The sequence below is a fragment of the Sphingobacterium sp. GVS05A genome (genome assembly GCF_019969845.1).
In the GTDB taxonomy this organism is placed as follows: Bacteria; Bacteroidota; Bacteroidia; order Sphingobacteriales; family Sphingobacteriaceae; genus Sphingobacterium.
The window spans coordinates 362100-384822 of record NZ_JAHXYR010000005.1 but is presented as its reverse complement, the minus strand read 5'-3'; the positions used below and the strand labels follow the sequence as shown (position 1 = coordinate 384822).

Genomic DNA, 22723 nt, shown 5'->3' with positions numbered 1-22723 from the left:
AATTTTCTATTTTTAGGCCATGATTGACAACTCCAAGAAAAAGGCAGCCATAGGCTTTATATTTATCACTTTACTTATTGATATCACAGGATGGGGTATTATCATTCCAGTGGTTCCCAAGTTGATTGAAGAACTGATCCACAGCGACATCAGTGAAGCTGCAAAGTACGGTGGCTGGCTGGGTTTCGCTTATGCTTTCACACAGTTTATATTCTCACCTGTAGTAGGCAATCTGAGTGACAAATATGGACGAAGACCAATTATTTTGATTTCTTTGTTCGGTTTTGCAGTAGACTACATTTTTCTCGCCCTCGCCCCTTCGATAGGTTGGCTATTCTTAGGACGGGTTATTGCTGGATTGACCGGAGCAAGTTTCACAACTGCCAGTGCTTATATCGCGGATATTTCTACCGATGAGGATAGGGCCAAAAACTTCGGATTAATTGGTGCTGCCTTCGGATTGGGCTTTATTATTGGCCCCGTAATTGGGGGATTGCTTGGACATTATGGTGCACGGGTCCCTTTTTACGCTGCGGCAGGCTTATGTCTATTGAATTTTCTGTATGGGTATTTTATTCTGCCCGAAAGCTTGGACAAAGATAAGCGACGGGCTTTCGACTGGAAACGCGCTAACCCCATTGGATCCTTTCGCTTTCTGGGAAAACACCCCGAAATTTCTGGCTTGATCGTAGCATTGATCCTGATCTATATTGCGGGCCATGCCGTACAGAGTAACTGGAATTTCTTTACCATGTACAAATTTGATTGGACCGAAAGAATGGTTGGTATCTCACTTGGGGTCATCGGCCTATTGATTGGCCTTGTACAAGGTGTCTTGATACGTTGGACCACACCAAAACTCGGTGAGCAAAAAAGCATTTATTATGGACTGATTTTTTATGCAATAGGACTATTATTATTTGCATTTGCCAATCAGGGTTGGATGATGTTTGTCTTTCTTATCCCTTATTGCCTAGGAGGAATATGTGGTCCTGCACTGCAATCTGTCATTACCAAAAATGTGCCATCAAATGAACAGGGAGAACTTCAGGGAGCATTGACCAGTTTAATGAGTGCAACATCGATTATAGGTCCTCCAATGATGACAAATCTGTTTTACTTTTTTACACATGATAATGCCCCATTCAAATTCTCTGGAGCGCCCTTTTTTCTCGCGTTTATTCTAATGACTATCAGCGTCATTATTGTATATTCAGCTTTTAAACGAAAGAGTAAAGAACAGCTTGAAAATTAAATTTCGATAGCGATACTATCCAACGAAGGCCAGGCCATCTTTTTATGGGCTGGCCTTGCTTTTATCAAATATCAATCTGATACATTGACGAATTAAAACATAGCAGTCTACTTTCTAATTCCAAATCTTTTGTTTTTAAAATCAATAACAATCGTTTTATCCATAAAGAAGACATTGCCGACAATCCCGTCAATATTATCTTGTTTAAAGGAGAAGAAATCATCCTCGGTATACCAAAATTCCTTCACACCAAATGTGTTATCTCCGATCTGGACTGCCGTATTTGTCTCAACAGATTTTACAATAAGGGGGTTATTAAAATTTCGAATATTCAGTTCATCTTTAGCTTTTGCATTTGTGATTAAACGATCGAAATTCTGTCTGTAACTTACGATCGGGAATATACTTGAACCACTGTCATATAAAAAGTTATACGTTTTACCATCGATCTTCAAAGGGATTATTGCTTTATTATTGACGATGTTCATTGGTACGAATACCGTCTTCCGTTCAATACTCTTATCCACTTCGTTAACAACAGTAATACTTTGCTTTGGGAAATCAATAATTAGGCATTTCTCCTGAAAGACATCTGCGCCAACTGTCCCACAGGATTCCCCCTGATCATGATTCAATAGACCATAGAGCTTATGATTCTTTATCGGATAGTCACCAATATTAAAACTTTGGTCATCAATGGTAAAAATAGTATGCCCTCCCGCATCGGAAGTAGGATCTACCTTTTTCGATTTAATAAATGCGGCCTCGGAGAAGCATTGATCATAAATTAGTGTCGCATTAGCACCCAGGTCAAACTGAAAAGCATAAGTCTTATTTTCTATAATGACCGGTACGCTCATCGCAATTTTGTCGATCAGTCTGTCACCAATAGAATCCTTTTCCCATTTAAAATTGATTTTCTGTGCTTGCGATTGTGCACAATAGGCGATCAATATCGCGGATAGTATTGTTTTAATGTTCATGTTTTGTTATTGAATGGCATGATAATCGAAATCTTTATCGAACCAAGTTATTATAAAACAAATTCAACTAATCTGCCAATATTATTACCTACTGAATGACAACACCTTAAAAATAGCACCTTCTTTTAGATGTCCATTAATGAACGTTTGACTGTCCAATAATGGACATAATATACCGTATCAGGTAAAGAAAACCTGATAAAAGCATCCGAGAACATTCAATCCTCTTTGTTAAAAATGGAGGCAGCACAAAAAACTATAATTTTGATTTCAAGCGACTGAGTGTCTCCTGCGAAATATTTAAATAAGATGCGACCATTCTATTCGACATTCTACGTACGATCATCGGATTTTCCGTCAACAATTGTCGATATTTTTCTAGCGCATCCTGCATAAGGAAAGACATTAAGCGTCTGGTATTGGTAACATAGGCTATTTCCAGGTAAATCCGATAAAATTTTTCCCATTGTGGAACAACATCCAATAAATGGTAGAAATCTTTATGACTGATCCCATAGATCTCAGATTCTTCAACGGCCTGTATAAACTCCTCGGATTCTTCCGAGGTAATAAAGCTGACGAGGGCAGTCGCAAATTGGTTCTCAAAAGCAAAATAACGTATCGCTTCCTGTCCATTTTCATTGATAAAAAAGATCCGTAGACAACCTTTGACAACAAAAAATGAACGCTGACTAATCTCTCCATTCGCCAGCAATAGTTCATTTTTCTTTAATTTGATAGGCTTGAAAAAACCGAGTATAGTACCAAGTTCTTCATCTGTTACAGTTATCTTACTTGTTATATATGATATCAATAGATCATTCATGCATCTTTTCTAAGTCACTAAAGAACAAAGTTAGCAAAATTGCAAAGACAAATCTATCGTAATGATCAAGCTTTAGGGTTTTATTTCATCCGAATGCCCCCCTTCTTTGGTACCGATTTTCCAATACGAACAGGCATACATTTCTTTTGGATTCCAGCGCTTTTCGACACGAAAATAATGGCGCAACGTTTTAATTATATCATATTCTGCCGCTAGATAGATATATCTGGCCAGACCATTGTCATCAAATTCAAATGCTTTTACGCGCTCTGCGAGTACACTTCCCTGTTCGGGATGTAGGTTGTGGATCCATTCTAGATCTACATCGGCAATCGTAGAAAGCACAAGTTCATCTTCTTTTGTCGCAACTTCTATAAAGGCCTTGACTTTCACTCCTAACGGTAGCTGTTCCAAAATAGCCGCAATGACAGGTAAAGCAGTCGCATCACCAGCAATTAAATAATGTGCTGCATCCGGAACCAAGGTTCTCATACTTTCTTTCATACCGATTTCCAGACGGTCCCCAACTGCAGCATTTATCGCCCATGCTGATGCCAGGCCATTATCTCCGTGGTGGACAAAATCAATAGAAAGTTCCTTTGCGACAAGATCTATTTGACGATTTGTATAGGTTCTTACTTGTGGATTTTCGTCATTCGATGTCGAAATAAACAGTTTATTATTGGAACCGGATCGAACCCCCGAAAGCCAGACAAGTTGTTCTTCATTAATCTCGAAAACTACCCGAATAAGATGGGGAGTTAGGTGTTTTTTGTCTTTCACAGTAAATACCGAACGTATTTTTTTTGAATCTTTCTCGTTCATAAACAATATAATTTGTGATCATGAGTGATCAATTTTCTACTTAATTTGATTGGCGGTAAGCGATAATATCTGCTATTGACAGGACAGTAAGCCCCTCCTTTAATGCGAACGCCACAATTTGCGGCAAACGTGACATGCTACCATCCTCATTCATAAGCTCACATAATACCGACAACGGCTGTAAGCCCGCCAAACGCATCAGGTCAATACTACCCTCAGTATGTCCGTTTCTACCCAGTACGCCATCGGCATGGGCTCTTAACGGAAAAATATGCCCCGGGCGTACCAGGTCTTCTGGGTTGGCACCAATCGCAGACGCGCTTTTATAGTCGCAAGCCTATCCGCAGCCGAAAGCCCAGTTGTAGCACCCGATCTTGCATCAATAGAAACCGTAAATGGCGTTTGAAACGGACTTGAATTGTCATTGACCATATAAGGTAATTCCAGTTCATCTGCTTTTTCATGCGTCAGACATAGACAGATTACACCACTGCAATAGCGGATCATCTGCACCATATCCCCATGGTTCATTTTTTCAGCAGAAAAAATAAGATCACCCTCGTTCTCCCTATCCTCATTGTCAATGAGTAAAATACCCCTTCCCTTACGGAGTTCTGTCAGCGCACGTTCAACTCTTTCATGTGCATTACTTCCAAATACTTCCAATAGATTCTCCATCATTTTTTAATTTAATCAATATGTTATATGGCATCCTATATCACAGGATGGCATTATGTACAACCGCGGCCCCATCATGTTATAAAAACACTTTATCAAGGCTTACACCCTGATAAAGTGCATTGAACAAGTAAAGCGCTAAAAAGGACATTACTTGTTCTGTGGTTTCATAGTCTGAGGACAAAGATCAGCAGCTGCTTTTCCCTAAACATTGACTTAAGTCAAAAAATGATATTTAATTTTACTGTAGCGATTCTCCAATTTAGATCCTCGAAGTAAATTATTGAGGTTGTTGCTTGGTAACATAGTGAATCATTCCGCCATTGGTATATAGATTTCCAACATCGATACCGATGACGGCTCTTCCCGGATAGAGGCTTTGGATAGTCTTATTGGCAACAAGATAAATCGGAGGTATCGTCACTTCATAACATATCGCGGAAAAAACAACGGATTTGCAGGATCTTTATTGACACAGGCTTCGTATCCGCATTTCAACTGATCAGTGATCAAAGGCTGATCCATGATAACGCCGTAAAATCTGCGGCAACCAAGGTATCAATATCCGCCCATAACTCATCAATTTCTCTATTTCGGTATTGGTCCGTATGTATTCCAATACTAAAAACCTGTTGTGCCCTCAAAAAGACAATATCATGATGGGTAGATTGATGCTCTACCGCTAATCCAGCAATAATTTCCTAAAAAATACTCGCCTTTTCATCCCGTGCATCACTGGGCGAATGTGCAAATTGTTTTTTGAAGAATTTGGAAAAAGATTGAAGGCTATCAAAGCCAACCGCATAAGCTATACTGCTAATGGATTCATTTGTATAAATCAGTTTCTTATACGCGTTTTCAAGTTTTAACCGTTTTTGAAAGGCCTCAATCAATTCATTGAAAATCCCTTTAAATATGCGTTGTGTATTTCGGTAGGAATAATTTGACAGCTGCTCCAATTTTTCAATAAAAAGGTTTTCATTGTAATGTTTTTCGATGTACCTCATGATCTGTTGAATTCTTGCTAAACTCATCCTGTAATGGTAATGCTACCTATTCGGTTTTTCTAAGTCAGTAAACTTCTTTCATTTAAGAACAATCAGTTCTCTTATGTATATTCGCATAGAGAAAAACAATCTGTTATGAATAAGATACTCCAATTTTTCGATTTACATCCTGGAGAGGAACGAAAAGAAGCCGTTCTTGATAATGTGATCAACAACATTTCATTCCGCGGTGCCAATGCATGGATTTTAGCCTGTGCGATTGTTATTGCCTCTGTCGGTCTCAATGTGAATTCAACAGCAGTAATCATTGGTGCTATGCTTATTTCCCCATTGATGGGACCGATCGTAGGTGCTGGTTTTGCACTGGGTACATTTGATTTTCAACTCTTAAAAAAATCGATCAAGAATTTATTGATCGCAACATTGATCAGTTTGTTTGTATCATACTGCTATTTTCTCCTGAGCCCATTTAAAGAGGCGCAATCCGAATTGCTAGCTCGTACCTCACCCAATATCTATGATGTACTTATTGCACTTTTTGGGGGATTGGTGGGGGTTATCGCCATAACCAGGGTCGACAAAGGAAATCCAATACCAGGTGTGGCCATTGCGACGGCTCTGATGCCTCCACTTTGTACCGCAGGCTATGGACTGGCCATCGGAAATCTAAGTTATTTTGCAGGTGCCTTATTTCTTTACATCATCAATTGTGTATTTATATGTATAGCGACATTTACAATCGTAAAATACCTTAGATATCCCAAGAAACATTATGTTGATCCAAAAAGAGAGAAAAGAATAAGTCAGAGCATCACACTGATTATTCTTGCCTTGGTAATACCAAGCTTATACTTCGCCTATAATCTGCTACAAGAGAAGAAATACACAAATAAGGTTAAACAATTTGTACAACAACAATTTAGTGATAAAGGTTACACAGTCGTCTACGAAAAATTGCTCACTAAACCGAAACGTTTAGAATTAGCCTTTTTAGCGAAGAAATTTAGTGACCAAGAAATCGCGACTTTGAAAAAATCCATGGAATCATTTGGTATTGCGCAGACTGATCTGATCATTCGACAGGACAGCCTCGATCTAAAAACAACGATCCTTAGTGAAATCGACAAGCGAAGTGCAGCTGTAAATGATAAAGATTTAACCATACGGGCACTCAACAATGAACTTGCGAAATATCAAGTAGCAAGCCCACAATTAGATAAAGATCTAGCAGTACTTTTTCCAGAACTACAATCCTATAGCATAGGACAACAGCAGTATTACGCAAGAAAAGATAGTTTAGCGAATGTAGTTGCCTTTATTTATTCGTCAAAAAATCCTTTAGCTGAGGTACAGCAATTAAAATTACGGCTTTGGTTAAAAAACCGTTTTCCAAAAGATAGCCTGGAAGTCATAGACAGGAAGTTCAAATAGTCTATACACTATTCGATTTCCAAGTATGGACAGTTGATCGAAACAGCACGGGTTACAGCTGAAAGGTCGTCTCAGACAATCCGTCGCCAGCTAGATGTGACAGTGCTAATTATTGAGATATAATTGGCACTGATGCTTGAATGACATCTGATAATAGAATAAGGTCGCCATTTATTTCCAGCGTGGTCGTGCCCAGATTATTTTCGTCATCAGGTACTGTGGCCAGATAACCAAGATTCAATATAGATACCGCAATTCGAGCGGAAGGCAGAAAATATTTAGAAAACACAACAAATTGATATTTCCAGTGTTCTATGTTTATGGAAAGACACTATAACAAAGGAAACACAATTTCTAGTGGTCATAGTGCCCACAAAGGTAGGACAGGAAGAAAGTACATTGTCAGTGAAATTATCCTCAATGGCGAGCTCGTCGGTGTCGGCATTTATTATGATGGAACCGACGAACTTCGGGCCGCCGTTGTGGTAAATGATCAGGGACAGGGCGTCGAAATCCGCAATCTCCATGATGAACACTATCCAGAAGCACAATCAGATGATGACCTCGTGGAGCTCTGGCCGCTCTATGAAAAACTTGTGGCAAAATAGACGTCAGCCCTTTCCAATTCAACAGTCTTTTAAAAAAAGATAAAATCTATATTTATGTATAGATAAGTTTAAATACTTCAATTTTAACGTATTTAATATTTATACAATTATATTTATATATTATACATTTTAATTGATTAACATACTATACTTGTAGCTTTCCGGAACAATGTCCGTGTCTTATCCTTTATTCGATATAAGTTCGGACCTGATTTGAGACAGAATATGCCCTTCTTCGCCCCTCAGTCGGCATAAGACCATAATGAGTACATCTTCATACCACTGTTATACCGTGTTTAACTCGGACTCACCATGGACTCATGTCGGATGCATAGCGGACGCAGTACGAAGCAGGTAAGACGAAAGTTATACGCAGGCTCGACCAAATCCTATAAGATACCCGAATCACAGCCGACCATTAGCTCTTTTAAAAGAAATTCGTGTATAAAAAGTTTATTAAAATAATCTTATAGTGTTTATTCCAAACCTATTATGCCTACCCTTCCAATATTTCAACTTGAAGGGTAAGCACATCATAAATGAAAATTGATTTAGAACTTCATCTTCTGGATCCGAATTGCGTTCAGTATCGCGATAAGAGAAACACCCACATCCGCAAACACCGCTTCCCACATCGTCGCCAATCCTCCGGCGCCAAGGATCAAAACCACCCCTTTGACCACAAATGCCAATCCTATATTTTGGTAAACCACTTTTTTGGTCTGTTTACCAATATTAATTGCCATTGGTATCTTAGATGGTTTGTCGTCTTGTATGACTACATCTGCGGTTTCGATGGTTGCATCACTGCCCAGTCCCCCCATGGCTATACCAACGTCACTCAAGGCTACTACGGGGGCATCATTGACGCCATCACCAACGAAAGCCACACTTTCACCCATAGCCTTTATTTCCTTGACTTTATTAACCTTATCTTCCGGAAGTAGATCTCCATAGGCTTTATCAATACCCAATTCCTTCGCTACATAAGCGACGACCGTACTCTTATCGCCACTAAGCATGGTCGCTTTCACTCCTAACTTATGCAAAAGTTGTATTGTCTGTGCGGAATCTTCTTTGATACTATCTGCAATGGTAATAAATCCAACGAAGCGACTATCCAATGCAATGGCTATTGTGGTGTAAACGATCGTATTAGGATCTATGGAATAACTTATGTTAAACTTATCCAAAAGCTTAAAGTTACCAACTAAAAACACCTTGCCGTCCACACTACCTTTCAATCCATGTCCCGATATTTCTTCGACATCAGTCAAATTTACAGATTCATCGACCTCACCCGCATATTCCCTGATTGCTGTCGCTACAGGATGACTGCTATGACTTTCGATTTTATTGACCAATCTGAGGATTGTCGCTTCATCAAAATCTAGTTCTAAACGAACTTCCTGTACTTTGAAAACTCCTTCAGTCATCGTACCGGTTTTATCCATGACAACATTCTGTATCGCTGCCATCGCATCCAGAAAGTTACTTCCCTTGAACAGGATACCGTTTCTACTCGCCGCACCGATACCTCCAAAATAGCCCAACGGAATCGAGATCACCAAGGCACATGGGCAGGAAATCACCAGAAATACAAGCGATCGGTAAAGCCAATCGCTAAATACGTATTGCCCGACAAAAAAGTAAGGCAGCAGACAGATCGCTATCGCCAAAAGCACCACAATCGGCGTATAGATTTTCGCAAATTTCCGGATGAAAAGTTCCGTAGGCGCCTTCTGCGAGGTTGCATTCTGTACAAGCTCAAGGATTTTGCTCAATTTACTGTCTTGGTATGCTGTTGTAACCTTTACCAGACTCACGGTATTCATGTTGATCATTCCTGCCAACACAACTTCACCTTTGGTCTTTGTGTCAGGTTTACTTTCTCCCGTCAACGCCGCCGTGTTGAAGGAAGCGGTATCGGAGATAAGTTCACCATCCAAGCCCAACTTCTCCCCGGGCTTCAGTTGGATGACATCACCTATTGCTGTAGCCTCAGCTTTAATCACCCGGCTACTATTTGCCTCAACAATGGTTACCTCATCCGGGCGCTGATCCAGGAGCGCCTTAATATTGCTCTTGGCACGGCTGACAGCCAATGTCTGAAACACTTCCCCTATCGCATAAAAAAGCATTACAGCAACACCCTCTGGGTATTCTTTGATTGCAAAAGCACCAATGGTGGCGATACTCATCAGCAAGAATTCAGAGAAAATCTCTCCTTTTCCAATACTCTTCAATGCATCTTTAATCACTGGGAATCCAACCGGAATGTAAGCCAGTACATACCAAATGATCCGGACCCAGCCATTGAACCATCCCTGTGGTACCCAATTGTCCATTGCAATGGCTACAATCAGCAGGACAAATGAAATTATCGCCGGCAGAAAGAGTTTCAATGTGCTGCCTTCCGCCACCGAATGATCATGACCGTCATCATCACTGTGACTATGCGCCTGATCCTGGGCAGGCGCGCTCTGTATTAAACGTTGGGCGCCCGCCTGATTATATATTTTTTCAATCTGTGTACAACAAAGTTGTTTACCTTGTGCATCATAAATATGTTTATGTTCCATACCCTATCATGATTACTTCGTTAACAAATGCTACTAATTAATGTTCATGCCCACCTGTATTGCTCATTTTGGCATTGATAAAAAATGCTCCTTTCACAACGATTCTGGTTTGCGCAGGAATTTCCTGTACTGCGGTAATTGCTGTATATCCCAATGCTGAGACACCTTTTTGAATTTCAATTTTCTCGAAATTCACATTCTTACCCTGTTCAGTTGCATGTTTAGCAGCTTCTGATTCATTTTTATGTTCGTGCTTAGCCTCACCCTCATCATGCGCATGTCCATGATCATCGTGTCCTTCTTCATGCTCCTCGGCCTGCTTGCTTGTTTCTACGAAAATATAGAACTTACCATCCGCTTCCACAATTGCGTCATTCGGAACCGCCGGAGTGGTCACATTATTGATCCCGATCATGCCTGTAATATTCATACCGTCTATCAGACCAACTTTACTACCGATCACAGTACTATGAACGGCAATTGTTTTACTGTCATTTTCAAAAGACGATCCTATCGTAAACACTTTAGCCGAATAAGTTTTATCAGGGTTGTTTGTCAACTGAAAATTAATAATCTGCCCAATTTTGATCATAGGGAGATCCTTTTCGAAAACCTGAAGATCAAGGTGCAATAAACTATTATCTATAATCTCAATAACCGGCGATGAAACATCCACATAACTACCTATCTTGGCAAAGACATTACTCACAGTACCGTTAATCGGACTTGTCACCACAAGCGAAGCCCGTAAATTTGAAAGGCTCACTGTGTTGGGATTGATGCCCATCAGTTGAATCTGCTGCTGCAGCGATGCCTTTCTGGCGCGAAGACCATTGAAATCTGCCGTCGCAGACTGCAAATTTTTTCTTGCTCCTGCGTTGCCCTCATTGAGCTCTTGCTGTCTTGCCATCTCCTGTTCTGCAAGCGTAATTTTGCTTGCCAGAGCGACATACTCTTCCTGAAGCTGAATAAATTGCGGATTCGTAATGGTTGCTATGACCTGCCCTTTGCGCACAATGTCACCTAGTTGCACATTTAAAGTCTTAATTACGCCACCATACAAAGTTGTCGCATTGGCTTTGTTGTTATTGGGAACACTGAGGAGACCATTGGCTTTGATCGTCGCCGTCAGCTCCTTTTCCTCTATAGTTCCAAAAGCAATACCTACCGCCTTTATCTGTTGTTCACTCAATGCCGCTACCGTCACGGGCCCTTCCTCATGGCTTTCTTCGGCAGCACCTTTCTCTTCCTCCTTCTTGGCATCGCCAGCACCTTTTGAATCTGATCCGCAGCTATATAAAACTGTTGTAATCGCTAGTGCAAAAAATATTTTTATGATAACTCTCATTGTTGACTTATTTATTATTGAAGTAATTGTATTGGATTGCCGATTGATTATATTGATTGAGCACGTCTAAATAGTTCTGTCTGATACCGATCGCCTGGCTTAAGAACTGGCTCATCTCCGCAAAACTTATTTCACCGGTTCTGTACCCAAGACTTGCGGCTTTGATGATGGCGTCAGCTTGCTTGAGGCCTGCAGATTCATAGAACTGCAATAAAGCAGCATTTTTCTCGATATCAGCCAATGCATTCACCTTATTCGTCTGAAAAACTTGTGTATCATATTCCAGTTGTCTTTGTTGCGCCTCCATTTCCGCATTTGCAGCTTTTACCTTGCTTTTATAAGCACCCAGCCCAAATACAGGAAATGATGCCGACACCGAGAAGCCCGTAAAAGGATCTTTTGCCCCCCAAAGGCGCTGCGAAAAGAATCTTCCCGAAAATTCAGGCTTATTTGTATTTTTCTGTACCGCGATATTGGAGGATGCAATATTGACATTCTGTTGTTGCAAAGCTAAAACAGGATGTGAGGCATCAACCGACGGATTTTGTACATCCACGTCCATTTTTATCTTTTCCAGCGATTGCTCTACAGGTAATATCCATTCATTGCGGTTGAGAAGCATCATCAATTGCTGCTGCTGAACCAACATATTTTTCTTGTTTTGAACCAATTGGGCCTGCAACTCCCGTAACTTCGCCTCCGCAGCAATTTTATCCAATGCTGCGACATCTCCGGTTTTAAAACGTAATTCAGTCGCCTTAAACATTGCCGAGTAGATACTGTCCAACTCCACATAGAGCTTCTGTCTATCTTGAAGATACCAGAGCTGATAATATGCTGTGCGCACATCTTTCTTGATATTGGCATTGAGTACTTCGGTATTCAGATTGGCGTATTTTAGCTGTTGCTTAAAATATTCCTTACGTGCCGAATAGAGTCCCGGCCACGCGATGCTCTGCGTGATACCGATTTTCATGATCCCTGTCTTATCGCTGGGTCGGTAATCTTCATTCTCCACAAAAACACCCGTCTTGGGGATTTCATTCGCCGTTTTGACATTATAACTTGCTCCGGTTATTTCGGCCTCATTGACCTGAAATTGGCGATTGCTCTTCAATGCCATACCGATTGCGTTGTCAATCCCAATCCGTTCCTGTGAAAATGCCTTAAATCCAGTGGCAGAAAATAGGAAAACCAATACCGCCGCAATGGTCTTACCTGCATTTCCTTTTTTCATATTCAGTTTTGAGTTAAAAATAATATACAGCAAAGGCAGTACAAACAACGTTAAGAACGTTGCTGTCACCAGTCCGCCAATAACAACCGTCGCTAACGGTTTTTGGACTTCCGCTCCAGCACTCGTACTGATGGCCATGGGTAGAAAACCCAGCGACGCGACAGTAGCGGTCATCAATACAGGGCGCAACCTTGTCAATGTTCCCTCCTTCACGCGCTGAAAAATATCATCCATACCTTCCTTCTTCAGTTGGTTGAAAGTCCCGATCAGTACAATACCATTTAGTACAGCAACGCCAAACAAAGCAATAAAACCGATTCCGGCACTGATACTGAAAGGCATACCGCGGAGCATCAGGGCAAAAATACCACCAATTGCACTCATTGGAATGGCCGTAAAGATCAGCGCCGCCTGCTTAATGGAATGGAATGTGAAATACAATAGCATAAAGATCAGCAAGAGGGAAACAGGCACTGCAATCATCAGACGAGCACTTGCTTTCTGTAAGTTTTCAAACTGCCCCCCATAGGTGAAATAATAACCAGCAGGCAATTTCACTTTGGTCGACAGCTGTTGTTGGATATCTTTGACCACACTCTCCACATCTCTTCCTGATACATTGAAGCCAATGACGATCCGTCGCTTTCCAGCTTCTCTACTGATCTGCGCGGGGCCAAGTTTATAATCAATGGCCGCTACCTGCGACAATGGAATCTGAATACCTGTATCAGTTGGAATCATCAGATTGCGTACATCGTCTATACTATTGCGGTGTGTCGTATCCAAACGAACAACCAAATCAAAACGACGTTCATTTTCATAAATCTGTCCAGTACTGCGACCAGCGAAAGCCGTACTTACCACGTCATTGACATCTTGAATCGTAAGACCGTAATTGGCAATGCGTGTACGGTCATATACGATATTGATCTGCGGCAGCCCCGATACTCGCTCCACCTGCGGGGAAGTAGCACCTTTAACGGACTGAATCTGTGCTGCCACGATATTCGCATAAGATGCCAGAGAATCAATATTCTCACCGAAAATCTTCACGGCAACATCCTGACGGATTCCTGTCATTAACTCATTGAATCGCATCTGTATCGGCTGGTTCTTTTCAAAGAAAACACCGGGGATAACTTCCAGTTTTTCAAGGATCGCTGCTCCGAGTTCATTATAACTTCGGCCGGATTTCCATTCCTTCTGGGGTTTCAGTACCACCATCAAATCGGTCGCTTCCGGTGGCATAGGATCCGTCGGTACTTCCGCCGCTCCGGTTTTGCCAACAACCATTTTTACTTCGTCAAACTCTTTAATGATACGGGAAGCCTGCATGGAAGTTTCTATACTTTGCGAGAGAGAGCTTCCCTGTGGTAATATACAGTGAAAGGCATAATCCCCTTCCTGTAACTGCGGGATAAACTCTCCGCCCATATTTTTAAAGAAGAAGACAGATATCGCAAAGAAAGCGATAGTCAAGCTGACAATAATATACTTGAAACGGATAGCTTTCTGCAATAAAGGCGCATAGATGCGCTGAAGTTTTTCGATAAAACGGTCGCTGAACGTTTTCTTGTCATGATGCTTTTTAGGTAAAAACAGGGCACACATCATTGGAATGTATGTCAGCGAGAGGATCAATGCGCCAAAGATCGCAAAACCTACTGTCTGTGCCATCGGGCGGAACATCTTGCCTTCCACCCCGACCAATGTCAGGATAGGAATATAAACAATCAGAATAATGATCTCACCAAATGCTGCACTGGTCCGGATTTTTGAAGCAGATTCGAATACCTCATGATCCATTTCTGATTGTGACAGCTTCTCAGTAGACTTGCGCAGGCCAAGATGGTGGAGTGTAGCTTCCACAATAATTACCGCGCCATCGACAATAAGACCAAAGTCTATCGCACCTAGACTCATTAAATTGGCACTCACACCAAAAACATTCATCAATCCCAAAGCAAAGAGCAAGGATAATGGAATGGCTGAGGCAACGATAAGCCCCGCACGGAAGTTACCCAAAAACAGCACCAATACAAATATAACGATCAGCGCTCCCTCGATTAAGTTCTTCTCAACAGTACCTATTGCACGACCAACAAGATCCGTACGGTCCAGGTAGGGTTCAATCACCACATCATTGGGCAGGGATTTTTGGATCGTAGGGAGCTTCTCTTTTACACGCTTGACCACTTCATTGCTATTCTCACCCTTCAGCATCATCACCACACCACCCACGGCATCCACTTCCCCATTATATGTCAGGGCACCATACCTGACCGCATGTCCAAAACGCACATCGGCTACATCTTTGACATAGATAGGTACAGCACCGGTTTTTTTAATCGCGATATTCTTCACATCCTCCAGCGACGTAGCCAGTCCAATGCCACGAATAAAGTATGCGTTCGGTTTTTTGTCAATATAAGCACCACCGGTATTCTGATTATTTTTCTCCAATGCGGTGAAAATTTCCGGAATGGTGATATTCATCGCCTTAAGGCGATTAGGGTCAACAGCGACCTCATATTGTTTCAATTCACCACCAAAGCTATTGACCTCAGCGATACCGGGTGTACCGTAAAGCTGGCGCGCAACGATCCAGTCCTGCATGGTCCGTAGATCCTTTGCATTATACTTGCTTTCGCTGCCTTTTTTGGGGTGAATGATATATTGATAGACCTCTCCCAAACCCGTACTAACGGGAGCTAGTTCGGGTTTACCAATACCTTGTGGAATTTGGTCCACAGCTTCTTTTAGACGCTCGCTGATAAGCTGACGCGCAAAGTAGATATCGACATCATCATCAAAAACGACGGTAATCACCGAGAGTCCAAAACGGGAAATACTTCTGATTTCTTCGATCTTCGGTACCGTAGCGATACTCTGTTCGATCGGGAAAGTAACCAGTTGCTCCACTTCCTGACCCGCCAAGGTCGGACAGGAGGTAAAAATCTGTACTTGATTATTAGTAATATCCGGAACGGCGTCTATGGGCAGCTTTGTTGCACTCCAACCGCCCCAAATAATAAGTAACAAGGTCATTAAACCAATAATGATCTTATTCTTGATGCTAAATTTAATTATACTATCTAACACAATATGCTTGATTAATGCTTAAATAATAGATATATAGAATATCTTATTTCCCTGTAAACTCGAAAGTTACAGCTACACACCGTAGGCCAACATTAATTAGAAAAGCAAATTCACCAATAATGTTTACGTACGGCTATAAAAAGTTATAATTAAGCATCTACCTTAGGCGGCTGCCAGATAGTTCCAAAGTAGTTAGATAAAATAGGCGTATTGAGAACCGGCATCCGATTATCAAAATAAATTGAAATCGGGATACCTTCAATTTTTGGTAACTGATATTCGAAGGCTGTAATATTTCCGCTACAACAGTTGCAATAACAGAAAATAGAACAAGCATCGGTGGTATCTTCACTATGATTATGAGGTTCATTTAATTGTGTTTTCATAGCTGTCACCTCGCTGCGAATGTTCGCATCACTGCATGGGACAAAGGAAAGTCCCAAGATATAGGTGATCAATATGAAAACAATTACCCTCATTGTTATACAAATTTAGAAAAATATTTCAAAAATTTATTCTTTTATAATAACATCACCTTGTAAGCGTACTATATTAATTGCGATTGCCACACCCCCCCGTCCCTATGTCACGGTACCAATCGCCAGCAATCTGCTGTATAGGGACCAACTATTAAAGTCTTGAAACATTCAACTGCATATTGCACTGTCTCACTAACCTGTAGTCCAAGCTTACGCTTAGTCCAAATTGACTTACACAGGCAATATGCTTCAATAACGAATATCTTATTTACTCGTCCATATAAATAATTCATACGAAAACTATGCCATAATAGCATAGCTCCTATCATCATAGTCCGTCCCGTCAGATTATCCAACAGAAACCCAGTATTAACCAGAGAGAAAATATTAACCCAATAGAATTATAAATAAAACAGTAGATAACCGCCGTCAAAACACTTAAAATCAACGTTTAAACACTGATGCTGGTTTGTAGAACTTTCACTACAAGAAAAATTACTTAATGAAAATCATAATGATTAAACAGAAAGCTATATATATAATTGCACCAATAAATTTTGACAAGATAAAAAAAACAAAAATGACAATACGCTTAAATAGTAACCCTATAAATAAAAAGTAAAAAAATAACACAAGTACAAATCAATCAAAAACACTAAGAAACAAGTAAAATTAAAATGTCTACTTACATGAAAATGAAAAATTACCGCAACCTTAAAAATGTACTGATGCTGGGATGCATTATACTGGTTGCTTCAAGTATTTACTCTTGTAAAAAGAGTGGCGAAACCACCACATTAACCGAGGAAACTCTGGTTAAGATCAATCTTCGGGGGGTTGAGGCCTATGGTGAGAACGAAAGTAACGCTGTCGGCCAAAAGCAAGGGTCCACAAAAGCCTCTTCCGCAAGCAGTGCTTCTGAAGTACAGGAGATGACTGTTCCTTTCGGAAATAGTTCGTCCATTGATGTCGTATTGACAAATAGCTCTGCTACCGCTGTCAATAAAGGATTGGTGGCCTCATCGGGCACCAAAGCAACAACGACAACTCAAATAACTGAGAAACAATTGGACAAAGATGTTAAATATAAAGTAGTTGTATATGATGATCAAGGTAACTACGTTACCGAAAAGACCTATAGCTATGGCGGAGAAGCTGCTGCAGAGGGGATTATTCTTGATGCCGGAAAAACCTACACATTTGTTGCTTACTCAACAAATAGCACAAGTACAGTACCTAATATTAGCAATCAAAGTACTTTATCCTCAGCAAGCCTCAATAACATCAGTGGCGACCTGATGTATTTCGCTAACACGCTGAAAGTAAACAAAGGCGTTAACAACCTAGATGTTGTGTTGAAACACCGCTTAAGTCAGATTATCACAACTTTGACAATGGATGCCAACATGACCGGGGCAATCACCAAACTTGAAAATGCAGTGTTTAAACCAAGTCATACATCGGCCAACTTAAAACTTTCGGATGAAGCACTTACATACAACGGATTGAACGACGCAGGTGTACAAGCACAATTTCCGGCTTTGGGTATTGGACTACGTACAGTTGTCAGCACTCCTTCCCTATTGATCCACCCAGCAACAAGTACTGGAACGCTTAAACTTGGAAGCCTGACCATTGATGGTGAAACCAAATCAAATGTTACCATTCCAAATGTAAAGATCAATCCCGGACAGAAATATGATCTGAAGCTTAATTTCAAAACCTGTACGCAAGATGTGACCAGTAATGGTCTAAACTGGAGCTATCCAGCAGTGGTCGTTAATGGTAAAACTGGAATCCGTATTGATGGTGTATTTTATCCAAGCGGAACCACTATCTCCAGAAACTTCACTGCTCCCGCAGCAGATTATGGATTTGTGTTTGACATCACCGAACTGGACAATGCTTTCAATATGGAAATTAATGGCGTGAAACTGGCAAAAAATGAAATCCAGTTTGAAGTTGGCGCATCTTCAGCACAAAATATCCAGTTCCTGGATGGAAGTAAATATGCAGGAAATAATGTAGAAACAAATAATAGAATTGCTCAAATCTATAATATGCAAGGAACCGCCGCCAACCCGTTGATCAAACTTGTGATCAGCAGAACAGGTAAAGTGACTATGTTCGGTAGCAAAGTCAATGGTGGACCTTTATATGAACTTGTATTGAACAATGGTAATGCCTTCAATACCTTTCCTTGGGGAAGCACACAGAGCAACACTGTAAAAGTAACTCAGCTTGTTGATGGTCGTACGATCATTAAAGGTGTAGGTGCTGGAAAGAAGAAAATACCTTGTAGCTAAGAACTTATAGCTAGAAAAAATAAGAACAGATTTATCAAACATAATACAATAAATAAAAGACTATGAAAAAGAAAATAGCCTATATCGCACCGGAGGTTAAGGCGTACCAGATCGAACTCGAGCAAGGTATCGCAGCCGGTTCAGCAACTGCTAGACCCGAAGACTCCAACGGACAAGTCAATGAACAATGGGGGCTTGGCGACAATGACAACAGAACAATAGACTGGTAACAATCCCCACAGAATCAGTATGCATAAAGCCATATTAAGCACGGCAATGGTTGTGTTTAATACGGCTTTTTTACTTCTATTATGGTTATATTAGGATAATATCTTCTGTAAACGTTTTGGAAACTCGTCAATCTTCGAAATGCTCAGCTGTTTCATCACCTGAAATAGATGTGCTTTGAACATGTTGATGGTATGTTCTCCGCCTGCATTTCCCAGGGCACCTACGCCGTACATAAATGGTCGCCCCATAAAGTTAAATTCAGATCCCACAGCATGTGCGCGGGCTAGGTCTACTCCAGAACGGATACCACCATCCAACATAATCTTGATTTTGCTTTTATAATCTGGATTGGCTGCCAGATGAATCAATGAATTAATGGATGATTCACTAGCGTCGAGCTGTCTTCCACCATGATTAGAGACGATAACGCCATCTACACCCAATGCAATAGCAGCCTGCATATCCTCATCGGTAGCAATCCCTTTTAACACCAAAGGTCCCTTCCATAAATCCCGAATGGCTTTGATCTTTTCAACATCTACTTTACCAGTAAACGTCCTGTTCATAAATTGCCCCAGCTGCGCCAGATCCAGGCCTTTCTCCATATAAGGTTTTAAGGTTGCAAAAGATGGAATACCATGTTTAAGTGTTTCAATTCCCCAGGTAGGACAAGCAAATGTCTGTAAGATATTGGCGATGTTCATCTTTGGAGGCATAGACAATCCACTTTTAATCTCTTTGTACCGAAGTCCAAAAGCCGGAACATCGACCAGAACAACAAGCACGGGACATTCTACCTCTTTCAGACGTCGCAGGATATCATCGCGCAATTTATTTTCCGTAGGATGATAAAGCTGAAACCACGCTTTACCCTGTGACACTTCAGCAATACGTTCAATACTACTTGTCGATACGGTACTCAATATATATGGGATATCATTTTCTGCAGCGGCTTTTGCCAGAATTTCTGGTGCATTAGGCCACATCAAGCCCTGTAAGCCAATCGGCGAAACACCGAATGGCGCACTATAATGGCGACCAAAAAGTTCTACGGACATATCAATTTCCCCGCTCGTCTGAAGATATTGCGGCTTTAATAGGATATTGTCAAAATCATTTTCATTTCTGGCAAGATTCAGCTCTTCATTGCAACCACCTATTAAATAGTCAAACGCAAATTTCGGTATTCTTTTCTTTGCCTGTCTTCTCAAGTCTTCAACAGCAGGAAATCGGGTATTGTATGTAAACTTTTGGCTCATGATTGATGCATTAAATATTGGCAGTGAATTATCTGCGCGCCAAATATACTATATAATTTGAAATTAGTTCGCTATTTATCAATAATCTCCTAGCCATTCCGACGGTAGCCAAGCTCGGCACCACCACTCACAGGCAGGTTCACACCGGTAATAAACCGGGCACTGTCGGACAACAAAAACAGGCAGGTATCTGCGATTACATCCCCTTCCGGGCAATAACCCAAGAGATGGATATCTTTTAGAAAACCAAATACCTGTTCTGGCTCCGGTTGCTCCAAAGCCCATTGCTGAAGCATAGGCGTCATCACCGCCGCGGGCATGACAGAATTCACCCTGATCCCCAATACTGCGTAGTCTATCGCCATTGATTTGGTCAAGGCATTGACCGCACCTTTTGTTGCAGCATAAGCAGCATGATTTTCCTGGCCAATTTCCGCCACCAGACTACTTGTATTTAATATACATCCTCTTGAGGCTTTCAGATGAGGAAAACCATGTCGCGTCGTCAACAAAATACTTTTCACATTGACATCGAACAATCTGGTCCATTCCTGCTCCGTGGTGTCATGTAGTGGCTTTGATGGACTCGCAAGACCAGCGTTGTTGTGAATGGCATCTAATCGTCCAAAGGTTGCAACTGTTTGCTCCACCGCTGTCTTCACATCCTCCTCCTGGGAGAAATCTGCGCAGATACCCAGATGTGAAGCACCTAATAATTCGCCGGTAGCAGCAACAGAAGCCTGATCAAGGCCGATAAAAGCAACTTGGGCCCCAGCTTTTGCATAGGCCTGCGCACATGCCAGACCAATTCCAGCAGTACCACCACTGATTAATATCACTTTATCCTTCAATCTATTCACGATAAATCTATAAAAGCTTATTCAATTAATTCTAAGATCTAAAATACGACAAGTAACTTCTTACCTGAAAATTATGTATAAAATTGTGACAATAGCCAACAATAGTACCGATAAAACACGGTAATTCCCTATTCCTTTCCATGCGGCCCCACAAAGTGGCTCCAATGGACTCTTCCAATAGAGCTGTTCGCTTTCCGCGCTGTGCTGTACCGGATACCGGTGCGATAAGATAATCTGAATGATCATACAGGTCAAGAAAAGATAGAATGCCATCATCATAAATGGAGTTTGCCCGATCCAAGAATCTGGCAGGACCTTATTCAGAATAAACACCCCCATACCCAAAAAAGATCCGATCCACAGCGTCAGCTTGGCCGATACCGCCGACGCTTTCTGCCAGAACACCCCCAAGAGGAATACACATGTAATGGGAGGCGCAATATGGGCGATCACATCATTGATCCCATTAAAAATACTCTCATATCTGTCCAGTAATGGCAGTAGAGCCAGCGAAAAAGCCATGGCGATCACAGCGGATATTTTCCCGATACGGATAAGCTGTTTATCCGTAGCTTGTGGCTTCCGTTGCTTAAAAATGTCGTAACTGACCATCGTAGAGATCGAATTAAGCGCACCGGAAATCTGACTCATCAACCCGGACAACAAAGCCGCCACAAGGATCCCGATCAGACCAGAAGGCAACAGCTGCGTGATCATCAATGTGTATATTCCTTTGGAATTCACATTGCCTGCCGCGTCTAACCCCAGGCTACTCAAATCAAGATGCCCACTCTTAAACAAGGTGTAAGCGAATAAACCGGGAAGTACAAAAATAAATACGGGTAAAATTTTCAGAAAACCACAGAACAGCGCACCCACACGGCCATGGTTTTCATCCTTCGCTCCCAGTACACGTTGGACAATCGTCTGATCCGCACACCAGTACCAGATCCCCAGAATGGGATAACCAAAGAACACCGCAAACCAGGGCATGCCACTGCTGTCATCAGCACCACGGAGCATAGACAAGCGGTCGAGTCCTCCCTCAGCGACTAGTACATCTTTCATCGGTAGCCACCCACCCATACGATCGAATGCCGCAAAACTGATGATAAATGCGCCGGCTAACAATACAATGGTCTGAATGGATTCCGTCACAACCACCGCACGCAGTCCGCCAAGGATAGTATACATTCCGGTAATAACACATATCACTGTAATACTCAAATACATATTAATCCCAAAAAGGGTCTTTAGTACAATACCTCCGGCCAACATGGAAAAGGCGATATGGATCACTATGGCAGATATAATGGAAATAAACGTCAACCAATCTCTACTGGAACGGTCATACCTTCTTTCCAGAAAATCCGGGAGGGTTGCTACGCCAGATTTGAGGTAAAAGGGTACAAAAAACAAAGCCAATAAGACCAAAGTAAATGCGGCCATCCATTCAAAGTTTCCATTAAGCAAACCCGTATCAAATCCACTTTGCGCAAGACTTACCAAGTGTACAGTTGATATATTTGTCGCAAAAAGTGCCAATCCGATTGCCGGCCACCGCAAGCTTTTGCCGGCGAGAAAATAACCTTCGGCAGTCCCTGTATTTCTCTTACTGCCGATACCTGCGCGAATACCGACAATCAGAATCAGTGTAATATAGGCTACTGCGATACCCAAATCTATATTTCCTAACATAAGCTAAT

The 22723-nt window shown here is 41.4% G+C and carries 19 protein-coding genes; 5 read left to right on the top strand and 14 right to left on the bottom strand.

Annotated elements, in window-relative coordinates:
* The first annotated feature begins 19 nt into the window (after positions 1–19).
* Positions 20–1255 (top strand): TCR/Tet family MFS transporter, encoded by a 1236-nt coding sequence (locus LC454_RS15120; RefSeq protein WP_216660733.1) that lies wholly within the window; start codon positions 20–22, stop codon positions 1253–1255.
* Between the two features lie 107 nt (positions 1256–1362).
* Here the strand turns inward: LC454_RS15120 and LC454_RS15115 are convergent, their stop codons facing one another.
* The 7 genes from LC454_RS15115 to LC454_RS15090 form a co-directional block, all read right to left on the bottom strand.
* The gene (locus LC454_RS15115) at positions 1363–2238 is read right to left on the bottom strand and encodes a hypothetical protein (RefSeq protein ID WP_223583321.1); all 876 of its coding nucleotides are present in this window, start codon (positions 2236–2238) and stop codon (positions 1363–1365) included.
* 256 nt (positions 2239–2494) lie between these two features.
* The gene (locus tag LC454_RS15110) at positions 2495–3064 is read right to left on the bottom strand and encodes a Crp/Fnr family transcriptional regulator (RefSeq protein WP_223583320.1); all 570 of its coding nucleotides are present in this window, start codon (positions 3062–3064) and stop codon (positions 2495–2497) included.
* A gap of 72 nt (positions 3065–3136) precedes the next feature.
* Positions 3137–3889 (bottom strand): siderophore-interacting protein, encoded by a 753-nt coding sequence (locus LC454_RS15105; RefSeq protein ID WP_223583319.1) that lies wholly within the window; start codon positions 3887–3889, stop codon positions 3137–3139.
* Between the two features lie 40 nt (positions 3890–3929).
* A complete protein-coding gene (locus tag LC454_RS26435) occupies positions 3930–4160 on the bottom strand; it encodes a 3,4-dihydroxy-2-butanone-4-phosphate synthase (RefSeq protein WP_317196267.1) in 231 nt (76 codons plus the stop codon).
* Positions 4148–4570, bottom strand: a complete 423-nt coding sequence (locus tag LC454_RS15100) for a 3,4-dihydroxy-2-butanone-4-phosphate synthase (RefSeq protein WP_262903084.1) — start codon at positions 4568–4570, stop codon at positions 4148–4150. Before LC454_RS15100 ends, LC454_RS26435 begins: the two co-directional genes overlap by 13 nt.
* Positions 4571–4847: 277 nt before the next feature.
* Positions 4848–4991, bottom strand: a complete 144-nt coding sequence (locus LC454_RS15095; RefSeq protein WP_223583318.1) for an agmatine deiminase family protein — start codon at positions 4989–4991, stop codon at positions 4848–4850.
* Positions 4992–5268: 277 nt separating this feature from the next.
* A complete protein-coding gene (locus LC454_RS15090; protein WP_223583317.1) occupies positions 5269–5601 on the bottom strand; it encodes a helix-turn-helix domain-containing protein in 333 nt (110 codons plus the stop codon).
* A gap of 108 nt (positions 5602–5709) precedes the next feature.
* Here LC454_RS15090 and LC454_RS15085 point away from each other — a divergent pair, with 108 nt between their 5' ends.
* On the top strand, positions 5710–7005 hold the full coding sequence (locus LC454_RS15085; protein ID WP_223583316.1) for a DUF389 domain-containing protein: 1296 nt from the start codon (positions 5710–5712) through the stop codon (positions 7003–7005).
* 320 nt (positions 7006–7325) lie between these two features.
* The gene (locus tag LC454_RS15080) at positions 7326–7613 is read left to right on the top strand and encodes a hypothetical protein (RefSeq protein WP_223583315.1); all 288 of its coding nucleotides are present in this window, start codon (positions 7326–7328) and stop codon (positions 7611–7613) included.
* A gap of 551 nt (positions 7614–8164) precedes the next feature.
* Here the strand turns inward: LC454_RS15080 and LC454_RS15075 are convergent.
* From LC454_RS15075 to LC454_RS15060, 4 genes are all read right to left on the bottom strand, one after another.
* Positions 8165–10195, bottom strand: a complete 2031-nt coding sequence (locus tag LC454_RS15075; protein WP_223583314.1) for a heavy metal translocating P-type ATPase — start codon at positions 10193–10195, stop codon at positions 8165–8167.
* Between the two features lie 37 nt (positions 10196–10232).
* Positions 10233–11543 carry an efflux RND transporter periplasmic adaptor subunit gene (locus LC454_RS15070; protein ID WP_223583313.1) on the bottom strand — a complete coding sequence of 437 codons (1311 nt, stop codon included), beginning with the start codon at positions 11541–11543 and terminating at the stop codon, positions 10233–10235.
* Between the two features lie 7 nt (positions 11544–11550).
* Positions 11551–15882, bottom strand: coding sequence for a CusA/CzcA family heavy metal efflux RND transporter (locus LC454_RS15065; RefSeq protein WP_223583312.1), 4332 nt, complete (start codon positions 15880–15882; stop codon positions 11551–11553).
* A gap of 149 nt (positions 15883–16031) precedes the next feature.
* On the bottom strand, positions 16032–16361 hold the full coding sequence (locus tag LC454_RS15060) for a DUF6660 family protein (RefSeq protein ID WP_223583311.1): 330 nt from the start codon (positions 16359–16361) through the stop codon (positions 16032–16034).
* A gap of 689 nt (positions 16362–17050) precedes the next feature.
* Here LC454_RS15060 and LC454_RS15055 point away from each other — a divergent pair.
* Positions 17051–18667, top strand: coding sequence for a fimbrillin family protein (locus tag LC454_RS15055; protein ID WP_223583310.1), 1617 nt, complete (start codon positions 17051–17053; stop codon positions 18665–18667).
* 62 nt (positions 18668–18729) lie between these two features.
* A complete protein-coding gene (locus LC454_RS15050; RefSeq protein ID WP_167457177.1) occupies positions 18730–18897 on the top strand; it encodes a hypothetical protein in 168 nt (55 codons plus the stop codon).
* A 90-nt stretch (positions 18898–18987) separates the two neighbouring features.
* On the opposite strand, the gene LC454_RS15045 is transcribed toward LC454_RS15050, so the two are convergent.
* The 3 genes from LC454_RS15045 to LC454_RS15035 all read right to left on the bottom strand — a co-directional run bounded on the left by LC454_RS15045 (position 18988) and on the right by LC454_RS15035 (position 22715).
* Entirely contained in the window at positions 18988–20157 is a 1170-nt protein-coding gene (locus LC454_RS15045; protein WP_223583309.1) for an alpha-hydroxy acid oxidase, read from the bottom strand.
* Positions 20158–20246: 89 nt separating this feature from the next.
* Entirely contained in the window at positions 20247–21017 is a 771-nt protein-coding gene (locus LC454_RS15040; protein WP_223583308.1) for an SDR family NAD(P)-dependent oxidoreductase, read from the bottom strand.
* A 60-nt stretch (positions 21018–21077) separates the two neighbouring features.
* Complete coding sequence (locus tag LC454_RS15035) at positions 21078–22715, bottom strand: sodium:solute symporter (RefSeq protein WP_223583307.1); 1638 nt, start codon at positions 22713–22715, stop codon at positions 21078–21080.
* Between the last annotated feature and the right edge of the window lie 8 nt (positions 22716–22723).